Source organism: Pseudomonas sp. TH31, from assembly GCF_016650815.1.
Classification (GTDB): Bacteria; Pseudomonadota; Gammaproteobacteria; order Pseudomonadales; family Pseudomonadaceae; genus Aquipseudomonas.
The window spans coordinates 90,893-111,819 of the sequence record NZ_JAEKEZ010000038.1 but is presented as its reverse complement, the minus strand read 5'-3'; the positions used below and the strand labels follow the sequence as shown (position 1 = coordinate 111,819).

The window sequence follows — 20,927 nt, the reverse complement described above, 5'->3', positions numbered from 1 at the left end:
GCGAGCCTTTACCATCAAGCCGCCAACTGCCCACTGGCGATCGCCGCCGACGCCGCCAGCATCGCCCGCAACAACACCGCACACCCGGCCGCCAGGTCGTCCGGCGCGGCGTTTTCGATTTCGTTGTGGCTGATGCCGCCTTCACATGGCACGAAGATCATCCCGGCCGGGCCGAGTTCGGCGACGAAAATTGCGTCGTGCCCTGCCCCGCTGACGATCTCCATGTGAGACAGGCCAAGGCCTTGTGCCGCGCCGCGGACCGCTTCGACGCAGCCCTTGTCGAAATACAGCGGCGGGAAGTCGGCGGTGGGGGTCAGTTCGAAGGTCAGGCCGTGTTCCTCGCAGGTGGTTTCGATGACTTGGCGGACTTCGGCGATCATCGAATCCAGGCGTGCCGGTTCCAAATGCCGGAAGTCGAGGGTCATGCGCACCTCGCCGGGGATGACGTTGCGCGAGCCGGGATAGGCTTGCAGGCAACCGACGGTGCCGCAGGCGTGAGGTTGATGGCCGAGCGCGGCGCGATTGACCGCGCCGACGATGACGGCGGCACCGACCAGGGCATCCTTGCGCAGATGCATCGGGGTCGGGCCGGCGTGGGCTTCGACGCCGCGCAGTTTCAGGTCGAACCATTTCTGGCCAAGGGCGCCCATGACGATGCCAATGGTTTTGTGCTCGTCTTCGAGGATCGGGCCTTGCTCGATGTGCGCCTCGAAATAGGCACCGACCGCATGGCCGCTGACTTCGCGTGGGCCGGCGTAACCGATGGCATTGAGCGCCTCACCAACGGTGACGCCATCGGCATCGACCTTGGCCAGGGTTTCTTCGAGGGTGAATTTTTCCGCGAACACGCCCGAACCCATCATGCACGGGGCGAAACGCGAGCCTTCTTCGTTGGTCCAGACCACCACTTCCAGCGGCGCTTCGGTTTCCACACCGAGATCATTGAGGGTGCGCAGCACTTCGACCCCGGCGAGCACGCCGAAACAGCCGTCGAACTTGCCGCCCGTGGGTTGGGTGTCGATGTGGCTGCCGGTCATCACTGGTGGCAGGTTCGGGTTACGGCCGGGGCGGCGGGCAAAGATATTGCCGACGGCATCGATGCTGACGGTGCAACCGGCCTCTTCGCACCAATTGACGAAAATATCCCGGGCCTGGCGGTCGAGGTCGGTCAGGGCCAGACGACACACGCCGCCCTTGACCGTGGCGCCGAGCTTGGCCAGTTCCATGAGCGACTGCCACAGGCGGTCGCGGTTGATGTGCTGATGGGTGGATTGCAGAACGTCTACGGCAGCGTTCATGGGGATCTCCTCAGGCAGTTGTTATAGGTTTCTTCAGGCAATTTTTGGGTGTGTTTGAGGCTGCCATCGCGAGCAAGCTTTGCTTCTACAGAGGGTCGGCGCAAACCTGTAGGAGCAAAGCTTGCTCGCGATGAGGCCATACGCTACACCGGAGATTTCGCGATGGACGGGCTGCTTCGCATCGAACACAACCCGTAATAAATCAACCCTCCCAGCGCCGACCCGGTAAACCAGCCATAGCTGTAGAACCAGCTGAATGCGCTGCTGCCCAGCGACAGCAACGTCAACACCACCGGCACGCCAAACGCGATAAACCCAAACCAGTTCCACGCCGGGTACACGTCATCGCGATAGAGCCCGGCCAAATCCAGTTGCTGTTTCTTGATCAGGAAATAGTCCACCACCATGATCCCGGCGATGGGCCCGAGCAGGCTTGAATACCCCAGCAACCAGTTGGAATAGACCGTTTCCAGGCTCACGTCGGAAACGATCAGCCCAAGCTTTTTCAGCAATTCATGGCCCATCAGCAGCAAGCCGACCAGACCGGTCAGCATGACTGCTTTAGTGCGGTTGATCACCTTCGGTGCGATGTTCTGGAAGTCGTTGGTTGGCGACACGATATTGGCCGCCGTGTTGGTCGACAGCGTGGCGATGATGATCAGCGCCATGGCCACCGCCACCCACACCGGGCTCTGGATATGCCCGATCAGGCTGACCGGGTCAGAGACGGTGACGCCCACCAGTTTCACCGACGCAGCGGTCATGATCACGCCGAGGGAGGCGAACAGGAACATGGTCAGCGGCAGGCCGAAAATCTGCCCGAGGATCTGATCCTTCTGGCTTTTGGCGTAGCGGCTGAAGTCCGGGATATTCAGCGACAAGGTGGCCCAGAACCCGACCATCGCCGTCAGCCCGGCGGCGAAGTAACTGACCACGCTCGCGCCTTCAGGACGTTTCGGTGGAATCGCCAGCAACTCGCTCATCGACACATTGGGCATCGCCCACACCAGCAGACCTATACCGACCGCCACCAGAAGCGGTGCAGACAGGGTTTCCAGCCATTTGATCGACTCGGCACCGCGCAGCACCACCCACAGGTTCAGCGACCAGAAGATCATGAAACCAATGACTTCCCCGGTCCCGCCGAGGGCTTTCCAGCCCTCGAAAATCGAGCCCAGAAACAGGTGGATCGCCAACCCGCCGAACATCGTCTGGATACCGAACCAGCCACACGCCACCAGGGCGCGAATCAGGCACGGCACGTTGGAGCCAAGGATGCCGAAGGACGAACGCAGCAACACCGGGAACGGAATGCCGTATTTGGTCCCGGCAAACGCGTTGAGGGTCAGCGGGATCAGCACGATCAGGTTGGCCAGCAGAATCGCCAGCAGCGCTTCGCCAACGCTCAAGCCAAAGTACGCCGTCAGCACCCCGCCAAGGGTGTAGGTCGGCACGCAAACCGACATGCCGATCCACAGCGCGGTGATGTGCCATTTGTTCCAGGTTCGTTCGTGCACCTTGGTCGGTGCCATGTCGTGGTTGTAACGGGGACTGTCGAGGACGTCGGTGCCGGCTTCGAGCTCAAACAAGCCGTCGCGTTCGGTCACTTGCGATCTGATCTGTTGCATGGCCGCTCCACTGTTCTTTGAATTATTTTTGCTCATCAGGGGCTGGCGCCAGGGAGCGCGAGCCGACGATGGCCGGAGGAACTGACAACTTTTACAAACCGGCCAAGGCGTCAGCGGCGGCATCAATAAACGTGCCGGGTGCCCCGCTTGCGCATCGGGCCGTGCCATAAAAACTTTATAACCAACTGATGTTCATCAGTTTTATTTATCCAACCATTGAATCTTCGGTTACTTGTCACACCGCTCGGGCCGAATGGGCTGCAAGTTGTCCGAACAGTCAGGACTCAATCTGGTGCATGAATCTTTTTTTAAAGTTGCGGATCAACCATAGACCCTCCTCAAACGGCTGATTTCACATAAGAAATCTCGTCGATTTTCAGATCCTGTCAAGTGCGTCAAAATGGTGAGAGGCCTCACCATTTTGGTTACTTTTATATTTAATCGTTATTTATCAACGATTTAATATCAACATAAGCTTATAAAAAATATTCTTGCTCATTCCATTAACACCAGCTAGCTTTTAATCCTGACAGCGATGACAGGAATACACCTGTTTTCGTTGGCTTCATATAAAACATTTAGAACCGGCATCAGTCGGTCATGCCTGCGAGGAACTCGGAATGTCTCTGTTGATCCGTGGCGCCACCGTTATTACCCATGATGAAAGTTATCGCGCCGACGTCTATTGCGCCGACGGCGTGATTAAAGCCATCGGCAACAATCTGGATGTTCCGGCGGGTGCCGAAGAAATCGACGGCAGCGGCCAATACCTGATGCCCGGCGGCATCGACCCCCACACGCACATGCAACTGCCCTTCATGGGCACGGTGGCCAGTGAAGACTTCTTCAGTGGCACGGCGGCGGGTCTGGCCGGTGGCACGACGTCGATCATCGACTTCGTGATTCCCAATCCGCAGCAGTCCTTGATGGAAGCGTTCCATCAGTGGCGCGGCTGGGCCGAGAAGTCGGCATCGGACTACGGTTTCCACGTGGCAATTACCTGGTGGAGCGAACAGGTCCGCGAGGAAATGGCCGAACTGGTCAGCCACCACGGCATCAACAGCTTCAAGCATTTCATGGCTTACAAGAACGCGATCATGGCCGCCGACGACACCCTGGTGGCCAGTTTCGAGCGCTGCCTGGAACTCGGTGCGGTGCCAACCGTGCATGCGGAGAACGGCGAACTGGTCTATCACCTGCAACGCAAGTTGATGGCCCAGGGCATCACCGGCCCGGAAGCGCATCCGCTGTCGCGACCTTCGCAAGTGGAAGGTGAAGCGGCCAGCCGGGCGATTCGCATTGCCGAAACCATCGGCACGCCGCTGTACCTGGTGCATGTCTCGACCAAGGAAGCCCTTGACGAAATCACCTACGCCCGCAGCAAAGGTCAACCGGTCTACGGCGAAGTGTTGGCCGGGCATCTGCTGCTGGACGACAGTGTCTACCAGCACCCGGACTGGCAGACCGCCGCCGGTTACGTGATGAGCCCGCCCTTCCGCCCTCGCGGCCATCAGGAAGCGCTTTGGCACGGTTTGCAATCGGGCAACCTGCACACCACCGCCACCGACCACTGCTGCTTCTGCGCCGAGCAAAAAGCCGCCGGACGTGACGACTTCAGCAAAATCCCGAATGGCACCGCCGGTATTGAAGACCGCATGGCGGTGCTCTGGGATGAAGGCGTGAACACCGGTCGCCTGTCGATGCAGGACTTCGTCGCCCTGACCTCCACCAACACCGCGAAGATTTTCAACCTCTACCCACGCAAAGGCGCGATCCGCGTCGGTGCCGATGCGGATCTGGTGCTGTGGGACCCCGAAGGTACGCGAACCATCTCCGCCAAAACCCACCATCAGCAGGTGGACTTCAACATCTTCGAAGGCAAGACCGTGCGCGGTGTGCCCAGCCATACCGTCAGCCAGGGCCGCGTGGTCTGGGCCGATGGCGACCTGCGCGCCGAGCGCGGTGCCGGGCGGTACATCGAACGGCCGGCGTACCCGGCGGTGTTTGACTTGCTGAGTAAACGGGCTGAGTTGAATAAGCCAGTTGCCGTGAAGCGCTGAAAGCGGCCTTCGGCCTATCGCGAGCAGGCTCGCTCCCACATTTGGAATGCATTCCCCTGTAGGAGCTGCCGAAGGCTCGGGCCGCGTTCGGACGATCTTTTGACTTTGTTTTTAAGATCAAGATCAAAAGATCGCAGCCTTCGGCAGCTCCTACAGAGGGGACAGGCGTTAACAAACCAATGCCCATCAGAGGCAGTACCTCAATAACCGTGAGGCCAACACCGTGATCAAGACCCTGAACCACCTCCCGCATCCCTACGAGAATGCGGCCGCCCTCGCCGGCCATTTCACCGACCTGGCGCCACCGCTCAACGATCGTCAGGCGCATCTGGAAGCCTCGCGCTGCCTGTATTGCTACGACGCGCCATGCGTGAATGCCTGCCCGAGCGAGATCGATATTCCGTCTTTCATCCGCAATATCCACCAGGAAAACGTCCAGGGCGCCGCGCAGAAAATCCTCTCGGCCAACATCCTCGGCGGCAGTTGCGCCCGGGTTTGCCCGACCGAAATCCTCTGCCAGCAAGCCTGCGTGCGTAACAACGACCATGAGTGCGCGCCGGTGTTGATCGGCCTGTTGCAACGTTATGCCGTCGATAACGCAAACTTCAGCGAACACCCTTTCCAGCGCGCTGCCGCGACCGGCAAGCGCATCGCGGTGGTCGGCGCCGGCCCGGCCGGTTTGTCCTGCGCTCACCGCAGTGCCATGCATGGTCATGAAGTAGTGATTTTCGAAGCGCAGGAAAAGGCTGGCGGCCTCAATGAATACGGGATCGCCAAGTACAAACTGGTGGACGATTACGCGCAAAAGGAACTGGATTTTCTGTTGCAGATTGGCGGCATCGAAATCCGTCACGGGCACAAACTCGGCGAGAACCTGACCCTGAGCGAACTGCACCAGCAATTCGACGCGGTGTTTCTCGGCCTCGGCCTGGCGGCCAGCAAACAACTCGGGCTCGATCACGAGGACGCCCCAGGTCTGCTCGCCGCCACCGACTACATCCGCGAACTGCGCCAGGCCGATGACCTGACGCAACTGCCGCTGGCCGACCGTTGCATCGTCCTCGGCGCCGGCAACACCGCCATCGACATGGCGGTGCAAATGGCTCGCCTCGGGGCCCGTGACGTCAATCTGGTGTACCGCCGTGGCGTCGAGGACATGGGCGCCACCGACCACGAACAAGACATCGCCAAAGCCAATCAGGTGCGTTTGCTGACCTGGGCACAACCGGAAGAAGTGTTGCTCGACGATCAGGGCAACGTGCGCGGCATGCGTTTCGCCCGTACCCACTGGGTCGAAGGGCGCCTGCAAACCACCGGGCAAACCTTCGAACTGGCCGCCGATGCGATCTTCAAAGCCATCGGCCAGGCCTTCGACGGCAGCGCCCTCGCCGACCCGCTGGCGCGGGAACTCAAGCGCCAGGGCGAGCGGATTCAGGTGGACGAAAACCTGCGTACCAGCATCCCCGGCGTGTATGCCGGTGGCGACTGCACCAGCCTCGATCAGGACCTGACGGTGCAAGCGGTGCAACACGGCAAACTGGCGGCTGAAGCCATCAATGCCCAACTCATGCTCAACGTGGAGGCTGCGTAAATGGCCGATCTCTCGATTGTCTTCGCCGGCATCAAAGCCCCCAATCCGTTCTGGCTGGCCTCCGCGCCCCCCACCGACAAGGCCTACAACGTGGTCCGCGCCTTCGAGGCCGGCTGGGGCGGCGTGGTCTGGAAAACCCTGGGTGAGGACCCGGCGGCGGTCAACGTGTCATCGCGATACTCGGCGCACTTCGGCGCGAACCGCGAAGTCATGGGCATCAACAACATCGAGCTAATCACCGACCGCTCGCTTGCGATCAACCTGCGGGAAATCACCCAGGTCAAAAAGGACTGGCCGGACCGCGCGCTGATCGTCTCGCTGATGGTGCCGTGCGTCGAAGAATCGTGGAAGTTCATCCTGCCGCTGGTGGAAGCCACCGGTGCCGACGGTATCGAACTGAATTTCGGCTGCCCTCACGGCATGCCGGAGCGGGGCATGGGCGCAGCGGTCGGCCAAGTGCCGGAGTACGTCGAACAAGTGACCCGCTGGTGCAAGACCTATTGCTCATTGCCGGTGATCGTCAAGCTCACGCCAAACATCACCGACATCCGCGTCGCCGCCCGCGCCGCCCACCGTGGCGGCGCCGATGCGGTGTCGCTGATCAACACGATCAACTCGATCACCAGCGTTAACCTGGAGCAAATGGTCGCGATCCCCACTGTCGGCCACCAAAGCACCCACGGCGGTTATTGCGGTTCAGCGGTGAAGCCGATTGCGCTGAACATGGTCGCCGAAATCGCCCGCGACCCGCAGACCCAAGGCTTGCCGATCTGCGGTATTGGCGGCATCGGCAGTTGGCGCGATGCGGCGGAATTCATCGCGTTGGGCAGCGGCGCGGTGCAGGTGTGCACGGCGGCGATGCTGCATGGCTTCCGGATTGTCGATGAAATGAAGGACGGATTATCGCGCTGGATGGACAGTCAGGGCTACGCCAGCGTGTCGCAGTTTTCCGGGCGGGCGGTGGGCAATACCACGGACTGGAAGTACCTGGACATCAACTATCAGGTGATTGCGAAGATTGATCAGCAGGCCTGTATCGGTTGCGGGCGTTGCCACATTGCTTGCGAGGATACCTCGCACCAGGCGATTGCCAGCCTCAAGCAGGCGGACGGGACGCATAAATATGAAGTGATTGATGATGAGTGCGTGGGCTGCAATTTGTGCCAGATCACCTGTCCGGTGGCGGATTGTATCGAGATGGTGCCGATGGACAGCGGGAAGCCGTTTCTGGATTGGAATCATGATCCGAGGAATCCCTATCACGTCGCTGTTTGAGAATTGCGGCGCCTGAGCTGACGCCATCGCGGGCAAGCCTTGCTCCTACAAGGATCACACCGTACCTGTAGGAGCAAGGCTTGCCCGCGATGGGGCCGGCCGCTACACCGCAAACCTCAAGGCTCCAACCCGATCCCGCGCAATATCACACTCGTCACCGTCTGCACCGCCCGCTCGAACTGCATGTCCGACAGCGCTTGGTGGTCGTTCAGGATATTCACCTGATGATCAAAGTCCGCGTAATGCTGGGTCGACGCCCAGATCATGTACAGCAGCGCTGAAGGCTCCACCGGCAGGATCCGTTTGTCCTCGACCCACTGGCGAATTTTCGCTTCTTTCATCTTGGCCCAGTCGTACAGACTGACGTCCAGCGCCTCACCCAACGTTGGCGCGCCGTGAATAATCTCGTTGGCCCAGACTTTCGAACCGTACGGCCGGCTGCGGGAATGGTTCATCTTGGCGCGGATGTAACTGCTGAGCACCACGCGCGGGTCGTCGAACATCTCAAAGCACAAGGCGTCCTGCTTCCAGACTTCCAGCAGGTCGAACAACACTGCGCTGTACAACTCGCTTTTGGTGCTGAAGTAGTAATGCAGATTGGAGCGCGGCAGTTGCACTTCGGCGGCAATGTCCGCCATGGCGGTGCTGCCGAAGCCTTTTTCGGCGAAGACCTTCTCGGCCCCCAGCAGGATTTTCTCGACGTTACTGCGACGAATCTCGATCTTGTGATTGCCCATGAGGGCTCCCTGACAACAGCGTTGACCAAGACTAGCATCCGCTCTGGGTCGCGGCGACAGGCCATTTTCACTTCCCTGGAAAACCGATTCGGTAGCATCCGCCGCTCTTTTCTTGCCGCAATGGATCACCCACCGTGAACATTCGACCCCGCGTCGCGGCCGACGATGTCGCCCTCGCCGCCCTGTGGGAACGCTCGGCGCGCGCCACCCATGACTTTCTCAGCGAAGACGATATTCAGTTTTTCTATCCGCTGGTGCGCGATGCCTACCTGTCAGCGCTGACGGTGTGGGTCGGTGAAAACCCGGTCGGCACGCCCGCAGGCTTCATTGCCACCGGCGGCGACACTGTCGAAATGCTCTTTATCGAACCGGCCCAACGGGGTCAGGGCATCGGCCGACAGTTGCTCGATCACGTCAAGGCCCTGCACCCGACCTTGAGCGTCGACGTCAACGAACAAAATCCCCAGGCCCACGGCTTCTATCTGCACTATGGTTTTGAACAGACCGGCCGTTCGCAAACCGATGGCGAAGGTCGGCCGTTCCCCGTGATTCACCTGACGCTAAAACCGGCGTAAACATTTCCCGGCGTGCACCGTTCATGCTTAAGTGACGCCCATTCCACTGCCCAGAAGGTAATTGAACATGTTGCTGAAAAAAGCCCTGACCACCGCCGCCCTGCTCGGTTCGCTGCTCGCCGCTTCATCGGTGTTCGCCCACGCCCATCTGAAAAGTGAAACACCGGCCGCCGATAGCACCGTGGCCGCGCCGACTGAACTGCGCCTGGTATTTTCCGAAGGCGTTGAAGCGACCTTCACCAAAGTCAGCCTCAGCAAGGACGGTACCGACGTCCCGGTGAAAAGCCTGGCCACCGAAGGCACCGACAAGAAAACCCTGATCGTCACCCCGGCCGCGCCGTTGGCCGCGGGTGCTTATAAAGTCGAATGGCACGCGGTGTCGGTCGACACCCACAAAAGCGAAGGCGCCTACAGCTTCAAGGTTGGCCAGTAATTCATGACCGACGCGCTGGTGCTGTGCCGCTTCCTGCATTTTGTGGTGGTGCTGATGCTGTTCGGGGCCTGGCTGTTCAGGCCGCTGTTGCTGAAAACCGAGGCCTGCACGCTGGATCGGCAACTGGCGCGCGGCACCCGCTGGCTGACCGCCGTGGCACTGGTCAGTGGCGTGACCTGGCTGCTGCTGATCACCGCCAGCATGGCCGGGGCCTGGGACGCGGCGTTCGATCCCTCGACCCTGCGCCTGGTGCTGCGCAATACCTTTTTCGGCCAGGTCTGGACCTGGCACCTGCTGCTCAACACCGTGCTGATGGGGTTGCTGCTGACACCACTGCGCACGAACGTGCCGTTGCGGTTGATCGTCAGCGGCCTGTTGCTCGCGACCCTGGCGCCGGTCGGTCATGGCGCGATGCTCGACGGGCTCAGCGGCCAATTGCTGATCCTCAACCAGATCATTCACCTGACCTGCGTGGGCGCCTGGCTCGGCGGGTTGATGCTGTTGGTGATGATCCTGCGGCAGCCGACCGGCGATTCATTGAGCGCGGTTCTGTGCCGCTTCAGCGGGGTCGGCTACGGCTTGGTCGCGGCGTTGGTGATCACCGGCTTGATTAACGTGCGAGTGCTGACCGGGGCATTTTGGCCGACACCGCTGCTGTCCGGGTTTGCCTTGATTCTGCTGATCAAGGTGGTGCTGGTGGCAGTGATGCTGGGGCTGGCGCTGTTCAATCGATTGCGGATCAAGGATTGTGAGCAGCGGGTGGGCGCGCTCAAGACCAGCGTGATGCTGGAGTGGTTGCTGGGGATGGGCGCGGTGGCGGCGGTTTCACTGCTGGGCACCCTGCCGCCGATGATTGCCAGCTAAAAATCAAAAGATCGCAGCCTTCGGCAGCTCCTACAGAGAAAACGCGTCCCTCTGTAGGAGCTGCCGAAGGCTGCGATCTTTTGAGCTTATTGCTCGATCCTCCCCTCTGCCCCTGTATCAATACTCACCACCACCGACATCCCCGGCCGTAACCGCTCAATCTGTTCCTGATCCGCATCCACCGTCACCCGCACCGGCACTCGCTGGGCGATCTTGACGAAGTTGCCGGTGGCGTTGTCCGCCTGCAACAGGCTGAACTCGGAACCGGTGGCCGGTGAAATCCGCTGCACCCGCCCCTTGAATTTACGATGGTCGAGCGCGTCGACGGTGAAGCTCACCGGTTGGCCGACTCGCACGTCGTCCATCTGGGTTTCCTTCATGTTGGCGATCACCCACAACTGGTTCGGCACCAGCGCCATCAACTGCGCGCCGGAGTTGACGTAAGCCCCGAGGCGCACGCCGATCTGCCCGAGCTGACCATCACGCGGGGCCAGCACCCGAGTGTTGGACAGGTCGATCCGCGCCAGTTCCACCGCCGCTTGCGCGCTGGCCACTGCGGCTTCCAGCGAGCCGCGATTGACGATCACCGTTTGCAAATCCTGCCGGGAGATTTCCAGGTTGGCCTGGGCCTGGGCCACCGCCGCGATGGTCTGGGCGTTGGCGGCCAGGGTCACGTCCAGCTCACGCCTGGACACCGAGCCGTCATTGATCAACTCCTTGTTGCGGCGCAAATCGGCTTCACTTTTACGTGCCTGAGCCTGACTGTCGACCACCGCGGCCTGACGCAACTGGATGGTCGCTTCGGCGCTGTTGCGTTGCTGCACCACATTGGCCAGCGCGGCTTTCTGCACCGCCAGTTGCGCCAGCGATTGGTCGAGGTGTTGCTTGTAGATCCGGTCATCGAGGCGCACCAGCAGGTCGCCGGCCTTCACAAACTGGAAATCCGTCACCGGCACTTCATACACGTAGCCGCTGAGCTGCGGGCCGATGATCGTCACCTGGCCGCGCACCAACGCATTTTCGGTGGTTTCCACCGCACTGCCGAAGGGCGGCAGCTGCCAGGCGTACAAGACGATCAGTACGCCGACGATGGCAATCGCCGCGAAGCCCATGGACGAGACGATCCGCACCCGCAGCGAACGCGGCTCAGTGGCCGGCGAGGACGGTGGCGCCACGCCTTCAGGCGTGGCGGCGATGGCGTTGGTGGTCGTAGTGGTTGGTTCGGTCATGAAGAAGTGGCACCGCTGGGTGGGACGGAAGGAGTGGCAGGCGCTGGGGCGACGGCTTGGGTGGTGCTCATCAGCCACAGGGCGCGAATGGAAATCCAGATCATGGTCAGCACGGCAATCACCGCGATCAGCATGAATACGTCGTTATAGGCCAGCACATTGGCCTCGCGAGTCGCCGCCGTGGCCAGGCTGCGAATGCCCTGAAGGTTACGCAGGCTCGGGTCGGCGATCACCGAACCCAGCGCGTTGCCGCCGCTCTGCACCCGAGCGGCGACGCGCGGATCAAGCAAGGTCAGGTTTTCGACAATGTTGCTGGAATGAAATTTCTCGCGAACGATCTGGAACGTGCCCAGCAGCGCCGCGCCGATCAAGCCGCCGAGGTTCTGGCAGATCCCGAACAACACCGAGAAACTCACCAGGTTGCGCGGGTTGGTCAGCACATTACGCGTGCCGAGCACCATGGTCGGGCCGAGGAAAAACGTGCCGCCGAAGGCCAGCAGGAACTGGCTGAAGTACATGTTTTCCGGGCGCGTCAGGTTGTTCGAATAGCTGTCCATCACCGAGCCGACCGCCATCAGCGCCAGGGATACGATCAGCGGCATGAACAGGTGTTTGGGGTCGATGGTCAGGGCGCTGGTCGCCAGGCCGGCGATGCTGCCGAGCAACATCACCACGTAGAGGCTGTGCAGTTGCTGACTGCTCATGTTCAGCGCCTGCATGAAGCCGACGGCGCCGGTGGACTGCTCCGACAGCACCATGCGAATCAGGATCACCGCCAGGGCCAGGCGAATCATCACGCCGCTGCCGAGCCAACGGGTCATCAGCATCGGGTTGCTGCGGTTATGTTCGATGGCAAGGCCCGCGAGGATCAACACGATGGACGCCGCCGAGGCCACGCCGATCCACGGCGCTTCCAGCCACCAGTCGATGCGTCCCAGCGACAACACCGCACAGAGCAACGCCACGCCCGTGGCAAGGATGGCGAAGGTCAGGAAGTCGAGTTTTTCGAAGGTTTTGAAGCGGTCGCCCGGTGGCAATTTGAGCAGGAAAACACAGCCCAATGTCAGCAGCGCCATGCCCAGTTCGAACAGGTACAAGCCGCGCCATTCGGCGATTTGCATCAAGTCTTCAGAGAACAGTCGCGCCAGCGGCAATGCCAGTTGCGAAGTGCCAAGGCCCAGCACCAGCGCCTTCATCCGCCATTTCGCCGGGAAGGCCTGGATCATGTAATACAGGCCGAGCGAACTCAGCGCCGCACCGACCATGCCGTGGGCCGCCCGCACGGCAATCGCCGAACTCAGGTCATTGACGAACAAATGGCCGAAGGTCACGAGGGCGTAGAGCACCAGGAAGACTTCGGTGAACGCCCGCAAGCCGAACTGTTGGCGAAACTTCACCAGCAACAGGTTCATCGAGACGTTGGTCATCACGTAGGCCGCCGGCAGCCAGGCCATCTCGGCGGTGGTCGCGCCGAGTGCGCCTTGCAGGTAAGGCAGGTTGGCAATCACCAGCGAATTGCCGAGGCCACCGGTCAACGCCACCAGCAAACCCACCAGCGCATAAGCCAGCCGCTTGGGATTGGAGTGCTCGGGCGTCGAAGGGGAACCGGGCAAACTGGGCCGCTCGTGGGGCTGCCAGTTGCGCGGGGCGTAGTGATCCATTCAATGGCCTTGTTCTGGGGACCGTGCCAGTTTGCCGGAAAATCGAAAGCAATACACATAACCCTGTGGGAGCGGGCTTGCTCGCGAAAGCGGTGTGTCAGTCAACCAATGTGTTGAATATGCCGCCGCCTTCGCGAGCAAGCCCGCGCCCAAAGGTTTTGCTTTTAGATCGCCACGTCATCGTACAACCTGTGATTGACATTCCCCCAAACCCTTGCAAATAATCGCCGCCAATGTTGTACGACGACGTATAACAAAAAATAAAAACAACAAAACACCAAGGGAGCGTCACTGTGAGCAAGCTCGTCCGCCATTCTTCCGTCTGCACCCCTCGCCCGACCTTCGTACGCCGCCACACCTTGAGCCTGATCGGTTGCGGCAGCCTGGCCCTCGCCTTGCCCATGACCAGCCATGCTGAAGGTTTCGTCGATGACGCCACGGCCTCGCTGAACCTGCGCAACGCCTACTTCAATCGTAACTTCACCAACCCGGCCTACCCCCAGGGCAAGGCTGAGGAGTGGACGCAAAGCTTTATCCTCGACGCCAAATCCGGCTTCACCCAAGGCACCGTCGGCTTCGGCCTGGATGTGCTGGGCCTGTTCTCGGAAAAACTCGACGGCGGTAAAGGCACTGGCGGTACGCAATTGCTGCCGCTGGATCACGATGGCCGCCCGGCGGACAATTTCGGACGCTTGGGCGTGGCGCTCAAAGCCAAGGTGTCAAAGACTGAATTGAAGGTCGGCGAATGGATGCCGGTGCTGCCGGTCCTGCGCTCGGACGATGGCCGTTCCCTGCCGCAAACCTTGCGCGGTGGCCAGGTCACTTCCAGCGAGATCGAAGGCCTGAAGCTCTACGGCGGCCAGTTCCGCGCCAACAGCCCGCGCAACGATTCGAGCATGAGCGACATGTCGATGAACGGTAAAGCGGCGTTCACTTCGGATCGCTTCAACTTCGGCGGTGGTGAATACACCTTCAACGACAAACGCACGATGGTGGGCGTCTGGTACTCGCAACTCAGCGACATTTATCAGCAGGAATTTTTCAACCTGAGTCACAGCCAGCCAATCGGCGACTGGACGCTGGGCGCGAACCTCGGATACTTCACCGGCAAGGAGGACGGCAGTGCGCTGGCCGGCGAACTGGATAACAAAACCACCTTCGCCCTGCTCTCGGCCAGATACGGCGGCAGCACCTTTTATGTCGGCCTGCAAAAACTCACTGGCGACAGCGTCTGGATGCGCGTCAATGGCACCAGCGGCGGCACCCTGGCCAACGACAGTTACAACAACAGCTACGACAATGCTCAGGAACGCTCCTGGCAAGTGCGCCACGACTACAACTTCGTCGCCCTCGGCATCCCCGGCCTGACCATGATGAACCGCTACATCAGCGGCGATAACGTGCACACCGGAGCGATCACCAACGGCAAGGAATGGGGCCGCGAATCGGAACTGGCCTATACCGTGCAGAGCGGCACGCTGAAAAACCTCAACGTCAGATGGCGTAATTCGAGCATTCGCAAAGACTTCAGCACCAACGAATTTGACGAGAACCGGATTTTCATCAGCTATCCGATTTCGTTGTTGTAAGGGCCAGCAGCACCCTTGTTTCAAGGCTGACACCGCCCTTTGTAGCAGCTGGCGAAGCCTGCGTCCGAACGCGGCCCGAGCCGAACGCAGGCTTCGCCAGCTGCTACATCGATTGCGGGGCGGCCAGACCCTCGGTCAATTACACCCGCTGCCTCGTTGACAACAACCGGACAGGCTAACGATACTTCGATCAAGTCATACGACAACCTATAACAACTTCAATAACTGCATACCCAGGGACTTCCATGACCTCCACACCTACAGCCCCTTTCAATCGTCTGCTGCTGACCGGTGCCGCCGGTGGCCTCGGTAAAGTCCTGCGCGAGAGCCTGCGGCCCTACGCCAACGTGATTCGCCTGTCGGACATTGCCGATATCGCCCCGGCCATCGATGATCGCGAAGAAATCGTGCCTTGCGACCTCGCCGACAAACAGGCCGTGCATCAACTGGTCGAAGGCGTGGACGCGATCCTGCACTTTGGCGGTGTATCGACAGAACACGCGTTCGAGGAGATTCTCGGCGCCAACATCTGCGGCGTATTCCACATCTATGAAGCGGCGCGCCGCCATGGGGTGAAGCGGGTCATTTTCGCCAGCTCCAACCACGTCATCGGTTTCTACAAGCAAGAGGAGGTGATCGACGCCCACTCCCCTCGCCGCCCGGACAGCTACTACGGTTTGTCCAAGTCCTACGGCGAAGACACGGCCAGTTTCTACTTCGACCGCTACGGCATCGAGACCGTCAGCATCCGCATCGGCTCTTCGTTCGCAGAACCGCAAAACCGCCGGATGATGAGCACCTGGCTGAGCTTTGGTGACCTGACCCAGTTGATCGAACGTGCTCTGTACACCCCGAACGTCGGCCACACCATCGTGTACGGCGTGTCCAATAACCAGAACGTCTGGTGGGACAACCACTTCGCCGCCGGCCTGGGTTATGCCCCCAGGACAGCTCCGAAGGGTTCCGCGAAAAAGTCGAAGCCCAACCGATGCCGGCCGCTGATGACCCGGCGATGGTTTACCAGGGTGGCGCGTTTGTCGCCTCCGGCCCGTTCGGCGACTGAGCCAACGTCCAAAGGAATGATGCGCCATGCAAGCCGAATTGATTGTCGATGCCCGTAACGCCGTCGGGGAATGCCCGGTCTGGGTCCCCGAGGAAAACGCCCTGTACTGGGTCGATATTCCCGCCGGGGGCTTGCAGCGCTGGAGTGCCGCAACCGGTCACGTGGATGCCTGGACAACACCCGAGATGCTCGCCTGCATCGCTCGCCATTGCGACGGTGGCTGGGTCGCGGGGATGGAAAGCGGCTTCTTCCGATTACGTCCCCACAACGACGGCAGCCTCGACAGCGATTTGCTGGCCCCTGTCGATCACGCCCGCCCGGACATGCGCCTGAACGATGGCCGCTGCGATCGTCAGGGTCGTTTCTGGGCCGGCAGCATGGTCCTGAACATGGGCGCCAACGCGGCGGACGGCACGCTCTATCGCTACTCCACCGGACAGCGCGGGCCGCTCGAACCAAGACTCTCTGGATTCATCGTTCCCAACGGCCTGGGTTTCAGCCCGGACGGCCGGACGATGTACCTGTCCGACTCCCACCCTTTGGCCCGGCAGATCTGGGCCTTTGACTACGACATCGACAGCGGCACGCCGAGTAATCGTCGGCTGTTTGTCGACATGAATCAGTACTGTGGTCGCCCCGACGGTGCGGCGGTGGATGCCGAGGGCTGCTATTGGATCTGCGCCAACGACGCCGGGCTGATCCACCGCTTCACCCCCGACGGCCGACTCGACCGTTCCCTCGCCGTGCCGGTGAAGAAGCCGACCATGTGCGCCTTCGGGGGCAGCCGACTGGATACGTTGTTCGTGACCTCGATCCGCCCCGGTGATGACCATGATGAACAGTCGTTGGCCGGCGGTGTATTTGCCCTCAACCCCGGCGTGAAAGGTTTGCCTGAGCCAGTCTTTCGGGAGGGTTGAACGGCCCAAAAGATCGCAGCCTGCGGCAGCTCCTACAGTGGAATCGTATACATCCGCATATCCTGTAGGAGCTGCCGCAGGCTGCGATCTTTCCCCGTCAACGCAGAACCAAAATAATGAAACTGCTCGAACTCGAAGACAACCTCACCCACCTCACCCTCGCCCCCGAACTCGGCGCGAGCATCGTCAACTGGACGCTGCGCAGCACCGGCCAACCGCTGCTGCGCCACAACGACAGCCAGGCGCTCAACACCGGCCTGCCCGGTAAACTCGGCTGCTACCCGCTGGTCCCCTGGTCAAACCGCATCGCCAAAGGTGGTTTCGACTGCCCGGCCGGGTGGCTGGCCCTGACGCCCAACAGCCTCACCGATCCCTTGCCGATCCATGGCAGTGCCTGGCAACAAGCGTGGCAGGTGGTTTCGCAATCGGGTGATGAAGCCGTCTTGCAACTCGACAGCAGCACGCCGTTCGCCTATCGCGCCCGGCAACGTTTCCAGTTGCGTGACGGCAAGCTGAGCATCGAATTAACCGTCACCCATCTGGCCGAAGGCGCTGCGTGGCACGGCCTGGGTTTGCACCCGTACTTCCCGAGAACCCCCCATACGCGGTTACAGGCAAAGGCCGGGCACGTCTGGTTGTGCGACGGGTCGAAACTGCCAACCCAACGCATTGCGCTACCCGCCGAATGGGATTTCCAGCAGCCCAAGGCCTTACCCGGAACGTTGGTGGACAACGGTTTCTGCGAATGGGATGGCCATTGTCTGATCCAGCAACCGGATCTGGGTCATGAGCTGCAATGCCAGGCCACCGGCAGCGATTACTACCTGCTGTACTGCCCGGTGGACCTGGGATTTTTCTGTATCGAGCCGGTGAGTCATCCGGTCAACGCACATCACTTGCCCGGTCGACCGGGGTTGGTGTTGCTGGAGCAAGGTCAGTCCACTGAGCTGGGGTTCAGCCTGCAATACCGCGAGCTCAGCTACCCCAGCAACTGACTCAACACCGCGCGCAACTTGCCGGGCTTTACCGGTTTGTTCAGCAATGGCGCGTCGAGCTGCCGCAAGGAGCGGCGGCACTGGTCGGTGCGGTCGGCGGTGATGATCACCGCCGCAATCGGCTGATTGAAATGCTCGCGCAAATGCCGCACCACGTCACAGCCCACCACCCCGTGATCAAGGTGATAGTCCGCCAGAATCAGTTCCGGCGCGCGCCCCTGTAACGCTGCCAACGCAGAGCATTCATCCGTGGCGATGACCACGTCGCAGCCCCATTGTCCAAGCAGCGCGCTCATGCTCTCAAGGATGCTGACTTCGTTATCCAGCACCAGCAAGCGCCGACCCGGCAATGGGTTGCCGGCGCCCGGCAGCGGCGCGGCCAGACTGATGGGCAGTGGCACCTCATGGGAAATCGGCACGTCGATGCTGAACACCGAGCCGCGTCCCGGCCAGGAACGCACCTGAATCCGGTAGCCGAGAATCTTCGCGATGCGCTCGACAATGGCCAGCCCCAGACCGACGCCTTTGCGGTCGGCAGCACGGCCGACGTCCAGTTGGTTGAACTCGAGGAAAATCGAGTCGAGCCGATCCGCTGCAATCCCGCGCCCGGTGTCCCAGACTTCCAGGCGTAGCATTTCACCCCGACGGCGAGCCCCGAGCAGGATGCAGCCCTCGTCGGTGTAACGGCAGGCGTTACTGAGGAAGTTGCGCAAAATCCGCGTCATCAGGCGCAGGTCGGTGTTGATCGCGAAATCGCCCATGTGCACCCGCAGGTTCAACCCCGCCGCCTCGGCCACGGACTGGAACTCCGACACCAGCGGCGCGAGCAATTCATCGAGACGGTACAGCGCGACGTCCGGTTTCACCGCTGCCTGATCAAGCCGGGAAATATCCAGCAAATCGGTAAGCAAATCCTCGGCGCCTTCCAGGGCCTGGTGAGTGCGTTCCACCAGCACCTGCTCGATGTCCGGCAGTTGGCGCTCGCGCAAGGTCGAGATCAGCAACCGAGCAGCGTTGAGCGGTTGCAGCAGGTCGTGGCTGGCGGCGGCGAGGTATTTGTCCTTGCTGCGATTGGCCGCCTCGGCAGCGTCCCGGCATCGCGCAAAGCCTGGGCGATCTGCTTGCGTTGGGTGATTTGCTGTTGCAGGTTGCGGTTGGCTTCCAGCAATTCGTCGGTGCGCGCGGTGACCCGTTGCTCCAGCTCATCGTTGAGTTGTTGCAGACGCTGCTGGGCGAGTTTGCGCTCGGTGATGTCCGCGACAAAGCCTTCCACCAGCCCTTCCTGATCGGGCTTGAGCAACAGGTTCATCAGCACGTCGAGGCTGCTGCCATCCTTGCGCCGCAATTGGGTTTCATAGCCGTGCAGGCTGCGTTCGGTCTTGAGGATTTCGCCGATGCCGGCCAGCTCTTTGGCGCCGCCGACAAACAGGTTGCTGGCCAGATCGACCAGGGAAAACAGCACCTCTTGCGGATCGTCATAACCGAGCATCCGCGCCAGCGCCGGGTTGGCGGCACGCATGCCTTCCAGCAGGCTGGCCTGGAAGATCCCGTGGACCGCGTTTTCGAACAGCCATTTGTAGCGATTGCGCTCGGCCTCCAGTTCATCCAGCCGCGCGGCGAGTTCCGGGTAATGACTCTTGCGCGCCGAGTGGCTGCCTAACCCCAGTAACCCCGCCAGCGCCCGTTGCTGTTCGTCAGAGGGCTTCGCCATAGACGACCTCGACATCACGCTGACTGGATTCGCGCGGGTTGGTCAGGATGCACGGGTCGTGCATGGCGTGTTGCGACAGGAACGGAATGTCAGCCATGCTGACCCCGTGCAGGCCCAGGGTCTCGTGGAAGCCGATCGCATGTTTCAACGCGATCAAATGCTCCACCAGGCGTCCGCAAATCTGCCGATGATTCAAGCCCCGGCAATCGATGCCGAAGGTTTCGGCGATCACCTTGAAACGCTCCGGCGCCGAGCTGTAATTGAACGCCACCACGTGTTCCACCAGCACCGCGTTGCACAAGCCGTGGGGCAAGTCGAGAAAGCCGCCGAGGCTGTGTGACATCGCGTGTACGGCACCAAGAATCGCGTTGGAAAACGCCAGGCCGGCCTGCATGCTGCCAAGCATGATTTTCTCGCGCAGGGCAATGTCCGTCGGGTTGGCGATCATCTGCACCAGGTTGCCGTTGATCAGGCGCATGGCCTCCAGGGCATGGGGATCGGTCAGCGGGCCGTGACCGGTGGAAACAAAGGCTTCGATGGCATGCACCAACGCATCGATGCCGGTACAGGCCGACAGGAACGGGTCCATGCTCAGGGTGGTTTCCGGGTCGATCAGCGACACATCCGGCACCACGGCCTTGCTGACGATGGAGAACTTCATGCGCTCTTGCTGGTTGGAAATGATCACGAACTGCGAGACGTCCGCCGAAGTGCCGGCGGTGGTCGGGATCAGGATCAGCGGCGGGCTGGGCACGCGAATGGTGTCCACGCCCTCGAACTCAAGAATGCTGCGCCCATGGGCCACGACAATGCCGATGCCTTTGCCGCAGTCCATCGGGCTGCCGCCACCGATAGCGACAATCACATCGCAGTGGTTTTCCTTGTACAACTCGGCGCCGAGCATGACTTCTTCGACCCGGGGGTTGGGCGAGACGTCGCTATATAAAAAGTAATCGATGCCCTGGGCTTGCAGGCTGGCCTCGACATCCGCGACCCACCCGGCGGCAATCACCCCGGGGTCGCTGACCACCAGCACCTTGCGGGCGCCGAAGGTCTTGGCGTAGTTGCCGACGTTGTGCCGGCAGCCGGCACCAAAAATGATTTCAGGCGAAACGAATTTACGCAGCTGACTGAGACTCTGGCTCATTGGAAAGCCTGTTTTTATTGTTTTGGAAGGAAGAACCCACACTAACCCATCCGGCTGCGAATGCAATCAGACCAATGGGTAGCAGGCTGGATGTGCCCAAACCTTATATCCACCGCAAATCCCCTGTGGGAGCGGGCTTGCTCGCGAAAGCGGT

Annotated in this window: 15 protein-coding genes and 2 pseudogenes; 10 read left to right on the top strand and 7 right to left on the bottom strand. The window is 60.9% G+C overall.

From position 1 onward, the window contains the following. Nucleotides 1-14: 14 nt before the first annotated feature. Both JFV26_RS30970 and JFV26_RS30965 read right to left on the bottom strand, forming a co-directional pair. A complete protein-coding gene (locus JFV26_RS30970; RefSeq protein ID WP_201197388.1) occupies nt 15-1,298 on the bottom strand; it encodes a Zn-dependent hydrolase in 1,284 nt (427 codons plus the stop codon). Between the two features lie 143 nt (nt 1,299-1,441). Next, a complete protein-coding gene (locus JFV26_RS30965) occupies nt 1,442-2,926 on the bottom strand; it encodes an NCS1 family nucleobase:cation symporter-1 (protein WP_201197387.1) in 1,485 nt (494 codons plus the stop codon). A gap of 620 nt (nt 2,927-3,546) precedes the next feature. Between JFV26_RS30965 and hydA the strand changes: the two genes are divergently transcribed. From hydA to preA, 3 genes are all read left to right on the top strand, one after another. Continuing rightward, nucleotides 3,547-4,986, top strand: coding sequence for a dihydropyrimidinase (gene hydA / locus JFV26_RS30960; protein WP_201197386.1), 1,440 nt, complete (start codon nt 3,547-3,549; stop codon nt 4,984-4,986). Nucleotides 4,987-5,209: 223 nt separating this feature from the next. Then, nucleotides 5,210-6,577 carry an FAD-dependent oxidoreductase gene (locus JFV26_RS30955; RefSeq protein ID WP_201197385.1) on the top strand — a complete coding sequence of 456 codons (1,368 nt, stop codon included), beginning with the start codon at nt 5,210-5,212 and terminating at the stop codon, nt 6,575-6,577. Then, nucleotides 6,578-7,852, top strand: a complete 1,275-nt coding sequence (gene preA, locus JFV26_RS30950; RefSeq protein ID WP_201197384.1) for an NAD-dependent dihydropyrimidine dehydrogenase subunit PreA — start codon at nt 6,578-6,580, stop codon at nt 7,850-7,852. A 116-nt stretch (nt 7,853-7,968) separates the two neighbouring features. Here preA and JFV26_RS30945 read toward each other — a convergent pair whose 3' ends face one another. Then, on the bottom strand, nt 7,969-8,589 hold the full coding sequence (locus JFV26_RS30945) for a TetR/AcrR family transcriptional regulator (RefSeq protein WP_201197383.1): 621 nt from the start codon (nt 8,587-8,589) through the stop codon (nt 7,969-7,971). Nucleotides 8,590-8,723: 134 nt separating this feature from the next. On the opposite strand from JFV26_RS30945, the gene JFV26_RS30940 reads away from it, so the two are divergent. The 3 genes from JFV26_RS30940 to copD all read left to right on the top strand — a co-directional run bounded on the left by JFV26_RS30940 (nt 8,724) and on the right by copD (nt 10,461). Continuing rightward, complete coding sequence (locus JFV26_RS30940; RefSeq protein ID WP_201197382.1) at nt 8,724-9,164, top strand: acetyltransferase; 441 nt, start codon at nt 8,724-8,726, stop codon at nt 9,162-9,164. A 67-nt stretch (nt 9,165-9,231) separates the two neighbouring features. Then, nucleotides 9,232-9,597 carry a copper homeostasis periplasmic binding protein CopC gene (copC, locus tag JFV26_RS30935; protein ID WP_201197381.1) on the top strand — a complete coding sequence of 122 codons (366 nt, stop codon included), beginning with the start codon at nt 9,232-9,234 and terminating at the stop codon, nt 9,595-9,597. Between the two features lie 3 nt (nt 9,598-9,600). Further along, the gene (gene copD, locus JFV26_RS30930) at nt 9,601-10,461 is read left to right on the top strand and encodes a copper homeostasis membrane protein CopD (protein ID WP_201197380.1); all 861 of its coding nucleotides are present in this window, start codon (nt 9,601-9,603) and stop codon (nt 10,459-10,461) included. An 86-nt stretch (nt 10,462-10,547) separates the two neighbouring features. Here the strand turns inward: copD and JFV26_RS30925 are convergent, their stop codons facing one another. Continuing rightward, nucleotides 10,548-11,690, bottom strand: a complete 1,143-nt coding sequence (locus JFV26_RS30925) for an HlyD family secretion protein (RefSeq protein ID WP_201197379.1) — start codon at nt 11,688-11,690, stop codon at nt 10,548-10,550. Next, on the bottom strand, nt 11,687-13,351 hold the full coding sequence (locus JFV26_RS30920) for an MFS transporter (RefSeq protein WP_201197378.1): 1,665 nt from the start codon (nt 13,349-13,351) through the stop codon (nt 11,687-11,689). Before JFV26_RS30920 ends, JFV26_RS30925 begins: the two co-directional genes overlap by 4 nt. A 293-nt stretch (nt 13,352-13,644) precedes the next feature. Here JFV26_RS30920 and JFV26_RS30915 point away from each other — a divergent pair, with 293 nt between their 5' ends. From JFV26_RS30915 to JFV26_RS30900, 4 genes and pseudogenes are all read left to right on the top strand, one after another. Continuing rightward, the gene (locus JFV26_RS30915; RefSeq protein WP_201197377.1) at nt 13,645-14,940 is read left to right on the top strand and encodes an OprD family outer membrane porin; all 1,296 of its coding nucleotides are present in this window, start codon (nt 13,645-13,647) and stop codon (nt 14,938-14,940) included. A 245-nt stretch (nt 14,941-15,185) separates the two neighbouring features. Then, nucleotides 15,186-16,003: pseudogene (locus JFV26_RS30910) on the top strand (NAD-dependent epimerase/dehydratase family protein). A gap of 26 nt (nt 16,004-16,029) precedes the next feature. Then, the gene (locus JFV26_RS30905; protein ID WP_201197376.1) at nt 16,030-16,920 is read left to right on the top strand and encodes an SMP-30/gluconolactonase/LRE family protein; all 891 of its coding nucleotides are present in this window, start codon (nt 16,030-16,032) and stop codon (nt 16,918-16,920) included. Nucleotides 16,921-17,036: 116 nt separating this feature from the next. Then, nucleotides 17,037-17,915, top strand: a complete 879-nt coding sequence (locus JFV26_RS30900) for an aldose 1-epimerase (RefSeq protein ID WP_201197375.1) — start codon at nt 17,037-17,039, stop codon at nt 17,913-17,915. Here the strand turns inward: JFV26_RS30900 and JFV26_RS30895 are convergent. After that, a pseudogene (locus tag JFV26_RS30895) lies at nt 17,900-19,626 on the bottom strand (PAS domain-containing hybrid sensor histidine kinase/response regulator). The gene JFV26_RS30900 and the pseudogene JFV26_RS30895 overlap by 16 nt on opposite strands. Then, the gene (ercA, locus tag JFV26_RS30890; protein ID WP_201197374.1) at nt 19,610-20,773 is read right to left on the bottom strand and encodes an alcohol dehydrogenase-like regulatory protein ErcA; all 1,164 of its coding nucleotides are present in this window, start codon (nt 20,771-20,773) and stop codon (nt 19,610-19,612) included. The pseudogene JFV26_RS30895 and the gene ercA overlap by 17 nt, the downstream one beginning before the upstream one ends. Nucleotides 20,774-20,927: the final 154 nt, after the last annotated feature.